The organism is Nocardioides sp., assembly GCF_035697785.1.
GTDB lineage: Bacteria > Actinomycetota > Actinomycetes > Propionibacteriales > Nocardioidaceae > Nocardioides_B.
The window spans coordinates 14,555-30,276 of sequence record NZ_DASSCL010000073.1; the positions used below are offsets into that span (position 1 = coordinate 14,555).

Annotated in this window: 14 protein-coding genes; 9 read left to right on the forward strand and 5 right to left on the reverse strand. The window is 71.3% G+C overall.

Annotated features, from left to right (window positions below; genetic code table 11):
* Window positions 1-61 precede the first annotated feature (61 nt).
* The 3 genes from VFH10_RS07665 (at window position 62) to VFH10_RS07675 (ending at window position 2,878) form a co-directional block, all read left to right on the forward strand.
* The gene (locus VFH10_RS07665) at window positions 62-1,426 is read left to right on the forward strand and encodes a PspC domain-containing protein (protein WP_325127522.1); all 1,365 of its coding nucleotides are present in this window, start codon (window positions 62-64) and stop codon (window positions 1,424-1,426) included.
* Window positions 1,426-2,085, forward strand: a complete 660-nt coding sequence (locus VFH10_RS07670; protein ID WP_325127523.1) for a response regulator transcription factor — start codon at window positions 1,426-1,428, stop codon at window positions 2,083-2,085. The genes VFH10_RS07665 and VFH10_RS07670 overlap by 1 nt, the downstream gene beginning before the upstream one ends.
* A gap of 70 nt (window positions 2,086-2,155) precedes the next feature.
* Window positions 2,156-2,878, forward strand: a complete 723-nt coding sequence (locus VFH10_RS07675; RefSeq protein WP_325127524.1) for an NYN domain-containing protein — start codon at window positions 2,156-2,158, stop codon at window positions 2,876-2,878.
* A 23-nt stretch (window positions 2,879-2,901) separates the two neighbouring features.
* Here the strand turns inward: VFH10_RS07675 and VFH10_RS07680 are convergent, their stop codons facing one another.
* Window positions 2,902-4,044, reverse strand: a complete 1,143-nt coding sequence (locus VFH10_RS07680) for an acyl-CoA dehydrogenase family protein (RefSeq protein WP_325127525.1) — start codon at window positions 4,042-4,044, stop codon at window positions 2,902-2,904.
* A gap of 10 nt (window positions 4,045-4,054) precedes the next feature.
* Entirely contained in the window at window positions 4,055-5,251 is a 1,197-nt protein-coding gene (locus VFH10_RS07685) for an acyl-CoA dehydrogenase family protein (RefSeq protein WP_325127526.1), read from the reverse strand.
* 173 nt (window positions 5,252-5,424) lie between these two features.
* Between VFH10_RS07685 and VFH10_RS07690 the strand changes: the two genes are divergently transcribed.
* The 3 genes from VFH10_RS07690 (at window position 5,425) to pcrA (ending at window position 10,286) form a co-directional block, all read left to right on the forward strand.
* Window positions 5,425-6,780: an APC family permease gene (locus tag VFH10_RS07690; protein WP_325127527.1), complete on the forward strand. Its 1,356-nt coding sequence runs from the start codon at window positions 5,425-5,427 to the stop codon at window positions 6,778-6,780.
* 26 nt (window positions 6,781-6,806) lie between these two features.
* Entirely contained in the window at window positions 6,807-7,739 is a 933-nt protein-coding gene (locus VFH10_RS07695) for a M15 family metallopeptidase (protein WP_325127528.1), read from the forward strand.
* 90 nt (window positions 7,740-7,829) lie between these two features.
* Window positions 7,830-10,286, forward strand: coding sequence for a DNA helicase PcrA (pcrA, locus tag VFH10_RS07700; protein WP_325127529.1), 2,457 nt, complete (start codon window positions 7,830-7,832; stop codon window positions 10,284-10,286).
* Window positions 10,287-10,307: 21 nt separating this feature from the next.
* Here the strand turns inward: pcrA and VFH10_RS07705 are convergent, their stop codons facing one another.
* Window positions 10,308-11,513, reverse strand: coding sequence for a M23 family metallopeptidase (locus VFH10_RS07705; protein ID WP_325127530.1), 1,206 nt, complete (start codon window positions 11,511-11,513; stop codon window positions 10,308-10,310).
* 308 nt (window positions 11,514-11,821) lie between these two features.
* Between VFH10_RS07705 and VFH10_RS07710 the strand changes: the two genes are divergently transcribed.
* Window positions 11,822-12,235, forward strand: coding sequence for a cobalamin B12-binding domain-containing protein (locus VFH10_RS07710; RefSeq protein ID WP_325127531.1), 414 nt, complete (start codon window positions 11,822-11,824; stop codon window positions 12,233-12,235).
* Between the two features lie 40 nt (window positions 12,236-12,275).
* On the opposite strand, the gene VFH10_RS07715 is transcribed toward VFH10_RS07710, so the two are convergent.
* Together VFH10_RS07715 and VFH10_RS07720 are read right to left on the reverse strand one after the other, a co-directional pair.
* Window positions 12,276-12,839, reverse strand: coding sequence for a dihydrofolate reductase family protein (locus tag VFH10_RS07715; RefSeq protein WP_325127532.1), 564 nt, complete (start codon window positions 12,837-12,839; stop codon window positions 12,276-12,278).
* A 10-nt stretch (window positions 12,840-12,849) separates the two neighbouring features.
* A complete protein-coding gene (locus tag VFH10_RS07720; protein WP_325127533.1) occupies window positions 12,850-13,812 on the reverse strand; it encodes a YafY family protein in 963 nt (320 codons plus the stop codon).
* 61 nt (window positions 13,813-13,873) lie between these two features.
* On the opposite strand from VFH10_RS07720, the gene VFH10_RS07725 reads away from it, so the two are divergent.
* Both VFH10_RS07725 and VFH10_RS07730 read left to right on the forward strand, forming a co-directional pair.
* Complete coding sequence (locus VFH10_RS07725) at window positions 13,874-14,923, forward strand: ABC transporter ATP-binding protein (protein ID WP_325127534.1); 1,050 nt, start codon at window positions 13,874-13,876, stop codon at window positions 14,921-14,923.
* On the forward strand, window positions 14,920-15,708 hold the full coding sequence (locus VFH10_RS07730; protein ID WP_325127535.1) for an ABC transporter permease: 789 nt from the start codon (window positions 14,920-14,922) through the stop codon (window positions 15,706-15,708). The genes VFH10_RS07725 and VFH10_RS07730 overlap by 4 nt, the downstream gene beginning before the upstream one ends.
* Window positions 15,709-15,722: the final 14 nt, after the last annotated feature.

Consider the following 15,722-nt stretch of genomic DNA (forward strand, 5'->3'; position numbering starts at 1 on the left):
ACACGATGAATCACCCCACGACCTCGCTCGCTGCGCTCCCGACGCCGCGGGGACCCCGACGATGAGCAGAACCATGTCCTTCCCGGCGCCCGAGGCCGGCACCCGGACCGCCCCTGGCCCCGAGCCGGTGCGGCCGGTCCGTCGTGCCAGCCGGTCCGCCGACGACCGGATGCTCGGCGGGGTCGCCGGCGGCCTGGCCGAGCATCTCGGCCTCGAACCGCTGCACGTGCGCATCGCGTTCATCGTGGCGGCCGCGTTGGGTGGGTTCGGGCTGGCTCTGTACGCCGCCTTCTGGATGATCCTGCCGATCGGGCCGCACCTGGAACAGGCCAGCCCGGGCGTGGAGGCAGCCACCCGTCAGGGCAAGCGCCAGGGCCGGACCGGTCGGCTCACCGATGCGGGGCCGCTGGTGGCCATGCTGGTGCTCGCACTGGGAGTGGTGTTCCTGCTGCAGGACTGGTTCGGTGACTCGTTCATGTTCTGGCCGGTGCTCCTCGGCGTCCTCGGCCTCGGCGTGCTGTGGTGGCAGGCCGACGAGGCGCAGCGCGAGCGCTGGATCGACAGCACCGGCCGGATCGACCTGATCCGCGCCGTCGTCGGCCGCGGCGGGCTGGCGTCGTACGCACGCCTGGCCGCCGGCGTCGCCCTGCTGATCGCCGCCATGGCGCTCTTCGCGGTGCAGAGCGGTCAGCTCGGCGTGGCTCGCGACGTGCTGGTGGCGGGCGGGCTCGGCGTCGTCGGGCTGGCGCTGATGGTGGGGCCCTGGGTGTTCCGGCTCGCCGGCGACCTGTCGGAGGAGCGCGCCGAGCGGATCCGCTCGCAGGAGCGTGCCGACGTCGCCGCCCACCTTCACGACTCGGTGCTGCAGACCCTGGCGCTGATCCAGAAGCACGCCGACGACGGACGCACCGTCTCCAAGCTCGCCCGGGCGCAGGAGCGGGACCTGCGCGGCTGGCTGTACGGCGAGGACGCCCACCCCGAGACCTCGGTCGCGGCCGCGCTGCGGGCGGGCGCCGCGGAGGTGGAGGACGCCTTCGGCGTACCCGTCGAGGTGGTCACCGTCGGAGACGTCGCCGTCGACGAGCGACGCCGCCCGCTGGTGCTCGCCGCCCGCGAGGCGATGGTCAACGCGGCCAAGCACTCCGGCGCCGACAAGGTCGACGTGTTCGCCGAGTGCGGGGACAGCCGGATCGACGTGTTCGTGCGCGACCGTGGTCGCGGTTTCGACCAGGACGCCGTCGCCCAGGACCGGCTCGGGGTGCGCAACAGCATCCGCGACCGCATGCTCCGGCACGGCGGCACCGTGGAGATTCGGACCCGGCCCGGAGAGGGCACCGAGGTCCGGCTCTCACTCCAGACCCCCACCGGCGGCCCGGGATCGAGCAGCGCCGCCGGCACCGCACCGAACGCAGAAGAGGACGCCTGATGGCAGCACCCACCCGAACCGCCCGGCGCAGCGTCGTGGTCGTCGACGACCACGCGATGTTCCGCAGGGGCGTCCGTGCCGAGATCGAGGGCGCCGTGGACGTGCTCGGGGAGGCGGAGGACGTCGACCAGGCCGTCGACGCGGTGCTGAAGCTCAGGCCCGAGGTCGTGCTGCTCGACGTGCACCTGCCCGGTGGTGGGGGTGGCGAGGTGATGCGCCGGGTCGCGAGCCGGGTCCCCGAGACCAAGTTCCTGGCGCTGTCGGTGTCCGACGCCGCCGAGGACGTGATCGGCACGATCCGCGCCGGTGCGCGCGGCTACGTCACCAAGTCGATCACCGGCCCGGAGCTGGTCGACGCGATCGGCCGGGTCGCCGAGGGGGACGCGGTGTTCTCACCACGGCTCGCCGGTTTCGTCCTCGACGCGTTCGCGGGGTCCATCGAGGTCGCGCAGGTCGACGAGGACCTCGACCGGCTCAGCGAGCGCGAGCGTGAGGTGATGCGGCTGATCGCGCGCGGGTACTCCTACAAGGAGGTGGCCAGCGAGCTTTTCATCTCGGTGAAGACCGTCGAGACGCACGTGTCCAGCGTGCTCCGCAAGCTGCAGCTCTCCTCGCGGCACGAGCTGACCCGCTGGGCCACGGACCGCCGCCTCCTCTGACCGCCGAGTCGTCGGAGCGTCGAGGAGCCGCAACCCCATGACGACCTGACGAGTCTGCGAGGGTGAGGGCATGGCCGAAGACGAACGTCGGATCGCGCTGCTGATCGACGCCGACAACGCACCCGCCGCCAAGGTCGACGTGATCCTCGCGGAGGTCGCCCGGCACGGAGCCGCCAACGTCCGGCGTGCGTACGGCGACTGGAAGAGCCCGAACCTCAAGCCGTGGGAGGCGACGCTCCACGAGTACGCCATCCGTCCGATCCAGCAGTTCGCCTACAGCAAGGGCAAGAACGCGTCCGACATGGCGATGGTCATCGACGCCATGGACCTGCTCTACGCCGGCACCCTCGACGCCTTCGCGATCGTGTCCAGCGACGCCGACTTCACGCCGCTGGTGATGCGCATCCTCACCGAGGGGCTCAAGGTGTACGGGTTCGGGCAGCGCAAGACGCCGGAGCCGTTCGTCAACGCGTGCTCGCAGTTCACGTTCGTCGAGGGGCTGGGTCAGGAGCCCGACACCCCGGACCAGTCGTCGCTGAAGCCGGTCCCGTCGAACAAGCTGCGAGGTGACGCGCGCCTGGTCCTGATGCTGCGCAACGCAGTGGACGCGGCCGCCGGCGACGACGGGTGGGCGCACCTGGGGCCCGTCGGGAGCCAGATCGGCAATCAGGCGTCGTTCGACCCTCGCAACTACGGCTACCGAAAGCTCACCGATCTCATCGACGCGATCGACCTGTTCGACGTGAAGCGGCAGGACAAGGTCGTGCTGGTCCGCGACAAGCGCAAGTCCTGACACCGCAACCGCGAGGTGACGGGTCAGCGGAGCGGGTCGACCTCGCCGTGGTCGCCGACCTGCGCGGACAGCGTGGCCAGGTGGTGACGGCCGTCGCCGAGCCAGTGCTCGAGCGCGGTGAGGTGGCTCGTGTAGTGCCCGACGGCGTACTCCGCGGTCATCCCGATACCCCCGTGCAGCTGGATAGCCTCCTGGCCGATGTGCCGGCCGGCCCTGCTCACCTGGAGCGACGCCCGGGCGGCCGCGTCGGAGGCCTCCTCGGGTGAGCCGAACGTGAGCACCAGAGTCGCCCACAGCGTGATGCTGCGGGCCAGCTCCAGCGAGACGTACAAGTCGGCGGCCCGGAACGTCAGCGCCTGGAACTTGTTGAGCGTGACGCCGAACTGCTTGCGGCTCTTGAGGTACGACGTCGTCGCCTCGAGCTGGAACGACATCGCCCCGAGCGCCTGGTGGCACGCGGCGACCCGGGTCCGGTCGAGCACCGCGGCGATCGTCGCCTCCCGGTCGACCGCCTCCCCCAGTGGGGTCGCGGAGGCGCCGGTCAACGCGACCCGGGCGGCGCGTCCGCCGTCGTGGGTGGGGTAGCCCTGGCGGTCCACGCCCTCGGACGACGGGTCGACCAGGAAGAGGCCGGTCCCTGCGTCGGGAAGCGCCGCACTGACGACCAGCAGGTCTGCCGATGCGCCATGCGGCACGGGCTCCTTCACCCCGTCGAGCCGCCAGCCGCTGCCGGTCTGTGTCGCGGTCACCCCGCCGGCCGAGGAGGACCAACGCGCGCCTGGCTCCAGGTGCGCGAACGCCGGCACCTCGGCTCCCTCCGACAGCGCGGTCAGGACCGCGGTGCACTGGTCCTCGGTGCCGGCCGCGTCGACCAGACCGCCGGCGAGGACGACCGCGGCGAGGTACGGCTCGGGTGCGAGCGTCCGCCCCAGCTCCTCGCACACCACTGACACCTCGACGGGTCCGGCGCCCATGCCGCCATGTGCCTCGGCGAAGGGCAGCCCGAGCACACCGAGCTCGGCGAGCCGCTGCCAGGTCTTCTCGTCGAATCCGGGCTCGGCGGCCACCGTCGCGCGCCGCTGCTCGAAGTCACCGTAGGCCTTGCCCAGCAGGCCGCCGACGCTGTCGCGCAGCGCGTCCTGCTCCTCGTCGTACTCGAAATTCATCGCGTTCCCCTCAGAGTCCCAGGATGGTGCGGGCGATGATCTGCCGCTGCACCTCGTTGGAGCCGCCGTAGATGGAGGCCTTGCGCAGGTTGAGGTATGCCGGGGTGGCGCGCCGGGTCCACTCGGGCAGCTCGGACGACGCCGGCGCCCCCGAGGCCAGCGACGCCGGCCCGGCCAGGTCGACGACCAGCTCGCTGACCGCCTGCTGCAGCTCCGTGCCCCTTAGCTTGAGCACCGACGAGGCGGGATGGGGCTTGCCGTCCGAGGAGTGCGCGACGACTCGCAGGGCGGTGAGCTCCAACGCGAGCAGCTCGTTCTCGAGGTCGGCGAACCGGGCGGCGACCAGAGGGTCGTCGAGCAACGAGCCGCCGCCGGCGCCGGCCGTCCTGGCCCGGTCCTTGGCCTGCGCCAGCACCCGCTTGGTGGAGCCGACCGGCGCGACGCCGACCCGCTCGTTGCCGAGGAGGAACTTGGCGTAGTCCCAGCCCTTGTTCTCCTCGCCGACCAGGTTCGCGGCCGGCACCCGCACGTCCTCGAAGAACACTTCGTTGACCTCGTGGCCGCCGTCGATCAGCTCGATCGGCCGCACGGTGACACCGGGGGAGGACATGTCGACCAGCAGGAACGAGATGCCCTGCTGCTTCTTCGGGGCGTCCGGGTCGGTGCGCACCAGGCAGAAGATCCAGTCGCCGTGCTGGCCGAGGGTGGTCCAGGTCTTCTGCCCGTTGACCACGAAGTCCGCCGCCCGTCCCGAGCCCGTCGAGGGGTCGCGGACCGCTGCGCAGCGCAGCGACGCGAGGTCGGAGCCCGCGTCCGGCTCGGAGAAGCCCTGCGACCACCAGATGTCGAGGTTGGCGGTAGGCGGCAGGAACCGCTCCTTCTGGTCCTGCGAGCCGAACGTCGCGATCACCGGCCCGACCATGGTCGCGTTGAACCCGAGCGGGGGCGGCACGGCCGCGCGCTGCATCTCCTCGTGCCAGATGTGCCGCTGCAGCGGCGTCCAGTCGCGTCCGCCCCACTCCACCGGCCAGCCCGGCACCGCGAGCCCGGCGGCGTTGAGGATCCGCTGGCTCTCGACGTACTGCGCCTTCGTCAGCTCGCGTCCGGCAGCCACCGCCTCACGGATGGGCTGCGGCACCTCGGTGGTGAAGAAGGTGCGCATCTCGGCGCGGAACGCGGCGTCCTCATCGGACAGCTTCAGCCTCATGCGTCTCCCTCGAAGCCGGGCCCGGGCGGGCGCCGGGGCGCCCCGATTCTATGGAACGTGTTTCAACCCGGGCGCACCGGGCGCGCCGTTGCGCATGTTTGGGCACGTCGCCGGCGGGCACTTTTTCGTTCGACCAGCGGCAACCGTCCCGTCGACCGCAGAAGGAACCCGACGTGTCCGAGACCGAGACCACCCCGCGAAGTGAGTCGCACGGGCCCAAGCTCGCCAAGTCGATGACGGCGGGCCTGCTGTTCTTCTACGTGCTGGGCGACGTGCTCGGCTCGGGGATCTACGCCCTGATCGGGCTGGTCGCCGACGAGGTCGGTGGGGCCTTCTGGACGGCGTTCGCCCTGGGCGTGGGAGTCGCGTTGATCACCGGGCTGGCGTACGCCGAGCTGGTGACGCGCTACCCGGTCGCCGCCGGTGCCGCGCTGTACATCAAGAAGGCCTTCAGGAACGAGTTCTTCACGTTCGTGGTGACGTTCTGCATGCTGGCCGCCATCGTGACCGCCTCCGGCGCCCTGGCGCTGACGTTCGGCGGCGAGTACTTCAAGGAGTTCCTCGACTGGCCGACGACGATCGTGGCAGTCGGGTTCGTCGCGGTGCTGTCCTTCATCAACTACCGCGGCATCTCCGAGACCGCCAAGACCAACGCCGTCATGACGTTCATCGAGCTGACCGGGCTGCTGATCATCATCGTCATCGGCATCACCACGGTGCTCACCGGCGATGCCAACTACGGCGCGGTCGTCGACTTCAAGGGCGACGGCAACATCGTGCTCGCGATCCTCGGCGGTGCGGCGTTGTCCTTCTTCGCGATGACCGGCTTCGAGAACGCCGCCAACGTGGCCGAGGAGACCCAGAACGCCGTCCGCGTGTTCCCCAAGGCGCTGCTGGGCGGCATGGCGGTCGCCGGCCTGCTCTACGTCCTGGTCGCGATCTCGACGTCGCTCGTCGCGTCCTACGAGTCGGTCGCCGGGTCCGAAGGTGCGCTGCTCGAGGTGGTCCGTCAGGGCCCGCTGGCGGTGCCGACCTGGATCTTCGCCCTGATCGCGCTGATCGCGGTGACCAACACGTGCCTGGTGACGATGGTGACCCAGTCGCGCATCCTCTACGGCATGGCCCAGGAGGGCGCCGTCCCGGAGGTGTTCGCGAAGGTTCACCCGAAGCGGCGTACGCCGTGGGTGGGCATCCTCTTCACCTTCATCATGGTCGTCGGCATGCTGGTCGCGGCCGGGGCCGAGGTGGAGACCCTGGCCAGCGCCTCGGTGGTGTTCCTGCTCTTCATCTACGGTCTGGTCATCGTCGCCTGCCTCAAGCTCCGTCGCGAGAGCGAGGAGCCGGCCTCGTTCGTGGCGCCGACGCCGCTGCTGTACCTCGGCATCGCCGGCAACGCGGGGCTGCTGGCCTACACGGTCATCGACGACCCGAGCCTGCTGGTCTACTGCGGGATCCTGCTGGCGATCGGCCTGGTGCTCTGGGCGGCGCAGCACCTGCACGGCCGGCGCAAGGTGTCGGTCTCCGGCTGACAACACCCGCGACCTAGCCTGGTCGGGTGCAGCGAAAGACCCGCCGACTCGTGCCGGGACTCGGTGTCGCCCTGGCCCTGACGGTCCTGGTCGCCGGGTGCACGTCCGCGACGCCGGCCGACGAGCCCGAGCGGGCCGAGGGACCGGTGCGGTCGAGTCAGACGAGCGCTGTCCCGTCTGCGGAGCCGGGCGCGCCGACCCCGCAGCCGGCAGAGCCGTCCGCGACCGTCGAGAAGAAGCCCGAGCCCGCGTGGCTGGACTCCTGGCCGATCGGCGAGCGCGCGCTGCCGGTTCGACCCGACGGCTTCGGCGAGGTCAGGCGCACCCCTCCCGAGCTCCGGGTCCGTCGGATGCCCACCGTCGAGGCACTGCCACCACCTCCCGACGAGCGCTGGCGCGGTGCGGTCCGGCCGATCGGCCCGCGGGTCCGCGACCGGATGGGGACCTCGTGGGAGCGCGGCTGCCCGGTCGTGCTGCGCGACCTGCGCCACCTGAAGGTCACGTTCTGGGGGTTCGACAAGACACCGCACACCGGCGAGCTGATCGTGCACGAGGACCACGCCAGGGGCGTGCTGGGGGTGTTCCGGCGGCTGTACGACGCGCGGTTCCCGATCGAGCAGATGACCCTGCCCACCTCGTCCGAGCGGGACCCCACCCCGAGCGGGGACGGCAACGGCACCGGGGCGATGGTGTGCCGGGCCACCACCGGCGGGACGACGTACTCTGCCCACGCCTACGGCCTGGCGATCGACCTCAACCCGTTCCAGAACCCCTACCAGAGCGGCGACCTGGTGATCCCCGAGCGGGCCAGCGCCTACCTCGACCGGTCCTGGCTGCGGCCCGGGATGGTCAGGCCGAACGGGCTCGTGGTGCGTGCCTTCGCCGACATCGGCTGGTCCTGGGGCGGCGACTGGCAGAGCCTGAAGGACTACCAGCACTTCACCGCCACCGGCCGCTGACAACGATTCGTCTGCGGTCTATGGGGTGATTTACGCGGGGCGACCGCAGACGAATCGTTGTCGGGTCCGGGACGTAGGCTGAGCCACGACATGAGCGCGCTGTTCCCGATCCCGCAGGCTCCCGCACCCGTCGACGACCTTCGGCCGGGCGACGAGCGCGAGCCCGGTGCTGCGGAGGGGCAGGGACGCCGTCGTACGCCGTCGCCCGACGAGCTGCTCGCGGGCCTCAACGAGCCGCAGCGCCAGGCGGTCGTGCACGCCGGACCGCCGCTGCTCGTGGTGGCCGGCGCCGGCTCCGGCAAGACCCGCGTGCTCACCCGCCGGATCGCCTGGCTGATCGCCGAGCGCAACGCGCACCCGGGCTCGATCCTGGCGATCACCTTCACCAACAAGGCGGCGGCCGAGATGCGCGAGCGCGTCGAGGAGCTCGTCGGCCGCCGGGCCCGGATCATGTGGGTCTCCACCTTCCACTCGGCCTGCGTGCGGATCCTGCGCAAGGAGATCGACAAGTTCGGCTACAAGTCGTCGTTCTCGATCTACGACGCCGCCGACTCCAAGCGGCTCATGCAGCTGGTCCTGCGAGAGCTCGACCTCGACCCGAAGCGCTACCAGCCGCGCGCGGTCCTCAACTGGGTCTCCAACCAGAAGAACGAGCTCGTCGACCACGAGGACGCCAAGTCCATGGCGAAGAACCACCTCGAGGAGACCTACGCCGAGGCCTACTCGGTCTACCAGCAGCGGCTGCGCGACGCCAACGCGCTCGACTTCGACGACCTCATCATGACCACGGTGCACCTGTTCCAGGCGTTCCCGGACGTGCGCGAGACCTACCGCCGTCGCTTCCGCCACGTCCTGGTCGACGAGTACCAGGACACCAACCACGCCCAGTACGCCCTGGTCCGCGAGCTCTGCGCGCACGACGTAGGGCGCCCGGTGGCCATCGGTGGCGACGACCCGGACGCCCCCGACGCCGACGGCATCGAGCCCTCGGAACTGATGGTCGTCGGCGACGCCGACCAGTCCATCTACGCCTTCCGCGGGGCCAATATCCGCAACATCCTGCAGTTCGAGGAGGACTTCCCCGAGGCGTCCACGATCCTGCTGGAGCAGAACTACCGCTCGACCCAGACCATCCTCAACGCCGCCAACGCGGTGATCAGCCGCAACAAGGGCCGCAAGGCCAAGAACCTCTGGTCCGACGCCGGCGACGGCGAGCGCATCGTCGGCTACGTCGCGGACGACGAGCACGACGAGGCGCGGTTCGTCTCCGAGCAGATCGACAAGCTCACCGACGATGAGGTCGCCAAGCCCGGTGACGTCGCGGTGTTCTACCGCACCAACGCCCAGTCCCGTGTGTTCGAGGAGGTGTTCATCCGCACCGGTCAGCCCTACAAGGTGGTCGGCGGCGTGCGCTTCTACGAACGCCGCGAGGTGCGCGACGCGCTCGCCTACCTGCGGATGCTGGTCAACCCGGCCGACGAGATCTCGCTGCGACGGATCCTCAACACCCCCAAGCGCGGCATCGGCGACCGGGCGGAGGCGTGCGTGGAGGCCCTGGCGCAGCGAGAGCGGATCACGTTCTGGCAGGCGCTGCAGCGGGCGGAGGAGGCGCCCGGCATCGCGACCCGGTCGCTGACCGCGGTGCGCGGCTTCGTAGACATGGTCGAGGAGCTGCAGTCGATGGTGGCGGCGGGGGAGCGTGCCGACGTGGTCCTGGAGGCGGTGCTCACGCGCAGCGGCTACCTCACCGAGCTCGAGGCCAGCGACGACCCGCAGGACGAGACCCGGGTCGAGAACCTCGCCGAGCTGGTGGCGGTCGCCCGCGAGTTCGCCGACGAGCCACTGCTCGGCCCCTCGGCGGACCCCGCCGACCCGACGCCGGCCACGCCGGGGCTCGGCGACTTCCTGGAGCGGGTCGCGCTCGTCGCCGACGCCGACCAGATCCCCGACGTCGACGAGTCCGGCGGTGTCGTCACGCTGATGACGTTGCACACCGCGAAGGGCCTGGAGTTCCCGGTGGTGTTCCTCACCGGTCTCGAGGACGGCGTCTTCCCGCACATGCGTTCGCTGGGCGACCAGCCGGAGCTCGAGGAGGAGCGTCGGCTGGCGTACGTCGGGCTCACCCGGGCCCAGCAGCGGCTCTACGTCACCCGGGCCGTCGTGCGCTCGGCCTGGGGCGCCCCCTCCCACAACCCGGCCTCCCGCTTCCTCGATGAGCTGCCGGTCGACCTCGTGGACTGGAAGCGCACGCAGGCGGCGCAGACCTCGTGGAGCCGGCCGGTGCAACCGGGCTATCCGCAGCGCGGCGCCGGCCAGCCCGGCCGTCGCTTCGGCACGGCCGCCGCCCGCGCCGACGCGGACGCCCGTGGCCAGAAGCGCGAGGTGCCGTCGCTCGAGCCGGGCGACCGGGTGCTGCACGACAGCTTCGGGATGGGCAGCGTCGTGACGCTCGAGGGCGTCGGCGACAAGGCGGTCGCGTCGATCGACTTCGGGTCGCAGGGCGTCAAGCGGCTGCTGATGCGCTACGCGCCGGTGGAGAAGCTCTGAGGGCCCGTCGAGAGCGGTCGGTCAGAGCGCGATGCCACGCACGGCCAGCGCGCTGACCGGGTCGACCGCGTCGCCGGCACCGGGGTGCACCTCGAGGTGCAGGTGCGGGCCGGTGCTGTTGCCCGTAGAGCCGACGGTGCCGATGGTCTGACCGGGGGTCACCGTCTCCCCGACGGAGACGGCCATCGTCGTCTGGTGGCAGTACCAGATCTCAGTGCCGTCCTCGAGGGTGACGACGGTCTTGTTGCCGTAGGACCCGTCGTAGCCGGCCTCGGTCACGGTGCCGCTCGCGACGGAGTAGATCGGCGTGCCGCTCGGCGCGGAGAGGTCCTCACCGGTGTGGCAGTTGACCCAGAGGTAGGAGCAGTGACCGAAGTTGTTGGAGACCCGGTAGCTGCCCGCCGGGAGCGGCAGCTGCCAGGCGTTCTTCGCGATCTGGTTGGCGTGCTTCTCGGCGCTCGCGGCCAGCGCGGCCAGCGCGGCGCTGCGCTCCTTGGCCTGGGTCTCGGCCGCCTCCTGGAGCTCCGCGTCGGCCGCGTCCTGGAGTGCCTGGCGCTCGGAGTCGCGGCTCACGGCGCGCTGGCGACCGCTGATCGCGTCGCTGGAGCCGATGCTGCTGGCGGCGTTGAGCACGCTGGCCTGGGTGGCGAACTTCTGGAAGTCGTCGTCGGCGAAGGTCGTGCTCTGCTGGCTGACGGTCGCGCCGACTCCGGCGAACGCGAGAGCGGCGGCCCCGATCAGGGACGGGGCGGACGGCAGGCCGGGGATCAGGCTCTTGCGGCCGCGCCCACCGGTGTGGTGTCCGGTGCGGAGCTCGGGCCGAGCGCTGACGGACGAGGTGGCAGCGGCGCGCTCCGCCTGTCGGGCGGCCAGCGCCTGCTGCTTGCGCGCGACGCGGGCCGCCTCGGCCGCAGGGGCGGCGGCGTCCTTCGCGGCCTTGGCATCCCGGGCGGCGGCGAGCCTGGCCGCCTCACGCTCGGCGTGCCGCGCAGCGGCGCGGTCGGCGCGGGTGGGCTTGACGGCCCGGCGCTTGCCCGGACCACCGGCGACCGCAGCGCCGGCGGCCGAAGCACCGGCAACCGGAGGACTGGCAGCCGAAGGGCTGGCGACCGGAGTGATCTCGGCCTGCACGTCGATGGTCGGGTTTACGACCGGCGAGAGGGTGGTACCAGAGGTGAGCGACGCCGCGTGGATGTCGACCTTCGGGTCGGTCGCTCGCGCCCCCACGCGAGTCGCGTCGCTCCGGCGAGAGGGCACACGCCTCTCAGCACGGTGGTTCGCCACGGGTAAAGATCCTTGTCGTCGGGGGCACGCGAGCAGAAACAATAACGGAACAATCACGGCATCGTCCCGCCAGGTCCCCAATCCCTGTGGGCCGGCTCACGCCCCTCCGGTCTCGGCCCCGGTCGCTCCCCCTGGGATCCGGCAGAAGGGTGCCCAACGTCACATAGCGGAAAACCCTGGTCTAGAGGCGTCCGGCGACCACGGTTAGTCTGCGCAGCAGATGGTCCTCTCGACAGGCAGGTGTGGTTCTGATGGTGGCTCCGATCCGGATCGTGGTGGCCAAGCCCGGGCTCGACGGGCACGACCGCGGTGCGAAGGTCATCGCCCGCGCCCTGCGCGACGCCGGCCACGAGGTGATCTACACCGGCCTGCACCAGACCCCCGAGCAGATCGTCGAGACCGCGATCCAGGAGGACGCCGACGTGGTCGGCCTGTCCGTGCTGTCCGGCGCGCACATGACGCTGTTCAAGAAGCTCATCGCCCTGCTCGACGAGCGCGACGCCCGCGACATCGTGGTCATCGGTGGCGGCATCATCCCCGAGGCCGACATCCCGCTGCTCAAGGAGCTCGGCGTGGCGCAGGTGTTCACGCCCGGCGCGACGACGACCGAGATCGTTGCCTGGGTGCGCGACAACGTGCAGGACAGCTCGGCCTTCCAGGGCTGAGTCGCCGGAGCCGGCTCCGCGCCTGAGCCCCCTCAGGGGGTCAGTGCGCCACGTCGTACACCAGCGAGAGCTGCGGCCCGCGTCGGTCGGCCGACCGCAGCGACAACCGCTCGGAGGTGATCCGGCGCGGCAGCAGCGGGGCGCCGGACCCGAGGAACACCGGCTGCACGCCCAGGTGGATCTCGTCGAGCAGTCCCGCGTCGTCGAACTGACCGACCAGGTCGCCGCCGCCGATCAGCCACACGTTGCGGTCGCCGGCGGCCGCGACCATCTCGGCGTGCACGGTGCGCACGTCGTCGCGGCAGAACCTGATCGGGGCATCGGGGATCACCGGGAGGTCGCGGTGGGTGAACACCCAGGTCGGCCGGTCGGCGTACATCTGCTGCCACTGCTCGGGTCGCTCGAGCAGGCGCTCGTGGTCGAGGATCCACTGGTAGGTCGTCGCGCCCATCGCCATCGCGCCGACGGCGCCGATGAACGAGTCCCACTCGACGCGACGGTCGGTCGGGTCCCCCTTGACCTCGAACAGCCAGGACAGCGAGTTGTCGGCGTCGGCGATGAAGCCGTCGATGCTCGTCGCGGTGTAGTACTGCGTGCGCGTCATGCGGCCGACGCTAGGACATGCCGCCCCCGAAAAGCGCTCCCACGCGTCGTACCTCCTCGACGAGCTCGGGCGGTGACTCGACCTCGAAGGGCGCCCCGACCGCGGCCAGCACCATGAGCGGCCAGCCGAGGTCGTCGACCTGCATCCGCAGCCGGCACGACGCGTCGTCGAGCGGGTCGACGTCACCCCACCGGCGCACGACCTCGGTGACCGCGTCGGCACTCGCGCGGACCAGCACGGCGACGTCGTGCTGCTGGGGGATCGAGCGGATCGCGGCCTGCACGAAGGAGGCGGCGTCCCCGGCGTGCGGCGCCGGCAGCTCCCGCTGCCGGAACCTGGCGCCGGTGCGCTCGGGGTCGGCGATCCGGTCCACGCGGAAGCTCCGCCAGTCGTGCCGGGTGAGGTCGTAGGCGACGAGGTACCAGCGACGGCCCCGCGTGACGAGCCGGTGCGGCTCGACGTGGCGGCGCATCGTCTCGCCCTCGCGGGGCGTGTAGTCGAACCTGAGCCGCTCGTCGTCGCGGCACGCCATCGCCAGGGTGGTCAGGGCGGACGCGTCGACCGACGGACCACCGGAGAACGACACCGGCACCGAGTAGGACTGCAGTGCGTCGACCTGCCGGCGAAGCCGCGGGGGCATCACCTGGACGAGCTTGCCGAGCGCCCGCACCGACGTCTCCGCGATCCCCTCTACCATGCCGCCCGCCGCACCGCGCAGGCCGACGGCGATGGCGACCGCCTCGTCGTCCTCGAGGAGCAGCGGTGGCAGCGACGCCCCGGCCTGCAGCTGGTAGCCGCCGGCGACGCCCCGGACCGCGTCGACCGGGTAGCCGAGCTCGCGCAGGCGATCAACGTCGCGGCGCAGGGTGCGCTCGCTGACCTCGAGCCGCTCGGCGAGCTCGCCGCCGGACCAGAACCGGTGGGTCTGCAGCAGCGACAGCAGCTGCAGCATCCGGGCGCTCGAACCTGCCATGACCCAAGATTATGCCTCTTTAGGACAGTACCTGTCCTAAAGAGTTCCTAGCGTGGGTGACATGAACCTCACCAACTCATTCGATCCAGGCAACGAGATGATCCGCACCCGAGGGCTCACGAGGTCCTTCACGGTGGGCAAGCAGACCGTGGAGGCCGTGCGCGGTCTCGACCTCACGGTCGGGCGCGGCGAAATGGTCGCCCTGCTCGGTCCCAACGGCGCCGGCAAGTCCACCACGCTGCGGATGCTCACCACGCTGATCGCCCCGACCTCGGGCACGGCCACGGTGGCCGGGTACGACGTCACGAGCGAGCCGCAGCAGGTGCGTCGCGCGATCGGCTACATCGGGCAGGGCAACGGCGCCGGGCACAACCAGCGCGGCCGCGACGAGCTCGTGAGCCATGGGCTGGCCTACGGGATGTCAAAGGCCGCGGCGCGGGCCCGGGCCGCCGAGCTGGTCGACTCGCTCGACCTGGCCCAGGTCGCCGACCGCAAGGTCTCCTCGTTGTCCGGTGGCCAGCGCCGGCGGCTCGACATCGCGATGGGGCTCATCCACGCGCCGGCGCTGCTGTTCCTCGACGAGCCGTCCACGGGGCTCGATCCCCAGAACCGGGCGAACCTGCAGGAGCACATCGTGTCGTTGCGCGAGCGGTACGGAACCACCGTCGTACTCACCACGCACTATCTCGACGAGGCCGACTCGCTGGCGGAGCGGGTCGTGGTGATCGACCACGGCCGGCTCGTCGCCGACGACAGCCCGGCCCGGCTCAAGGCCGACCACGCCGGAGATCGGGTCTCCCTCGGCTTCGACGAGCCGGCCGACGCAGCGGCCGCCGCGTCCCAGGTCGGCCGCCGGCACCCCGAGGCCGAAGTGAGCACGACCGGCACCCAGGTGATGGTCCGGATCGCCGCCGGCGCCCGGCTCGCGCCCGGCATCATCCGCGACCTCGAGGAGGTCGGGCTGCCGGTCGCGTCCGTCGAGGTCGCCCGGCCCACCCTCGACGACGTCTTCCTCAACCTGACCGGCCGCAGCCTGCGCGAGGGCGCCGCGGGCGACGAGGCCGACTCGAACATCCCGTCCACCACCTCCGAGATCGGAGTCCCGGCATGACCACCCTGACCGCAACCCCGCCCGTCCCGCGCAGCAACCTGGTCCGCGACACGACGATCGTGTTCGCGCGCGAGCTGCGCCCGATGCTGCGCGACCCGTTCTCGGTCGTGTTCTCGATGATCCAGCCGCTGGTGTTCCTCGGGCTGTTCGCGCCGCTGCTGTCCGACGTACCCGGACTCGGGTCGGGCAGCGCGCTGCAGTGGTTCGTGCCCGGCATCGTGGTGATGTCGTGCCTGTTCGGCGCCTCGATGACCGGGTCGAACCTGCTCTTCGAGATGCAGACCGGGTCGCACGAGCGCACGCTGGTGACGCCGCTGTCCCGCCCGTCGCTGCTGATGGGGCGGGCGCTGAAGGAGATCGTGCCGGTCCTCGTGCAGGCCGTGATCGTGGTCGCGGTCGTGGTGCCGTTCTCGTTCGAGCTGCACGTCACCGGCACCGTGGTCGGGCTGCTGATGCTGTCGGTGTTCTGCGTCGGGCTCGGCTCGCTTTCCTATGCGCTCGCACTGGCCGCCAAGGGCCAGGACTGGATCTTCTGGACCGTGCAGCAGACCTTCCTGTTCCCGGTGCTGCTGCTCGCAGGGATGCTGCTCCCCGTCGACTCCGGCCCGGGCTGGCTGCAGACGATGTCGCGCCTGAACCCGCTGACCTACGTCGTGGACGCCGAGCGCGCGCTGTTCGCCGGCAGCTTCGACGCGAGTGTCGTGGCGAGCGGTTTCGCCGCCGCCGGGCTCGTCTGCCTGTTCGGGCTCTGGGTCGGCACCCGGTCGATGCGCGCCGCCGACTGAGGGCGAGGCCGGGG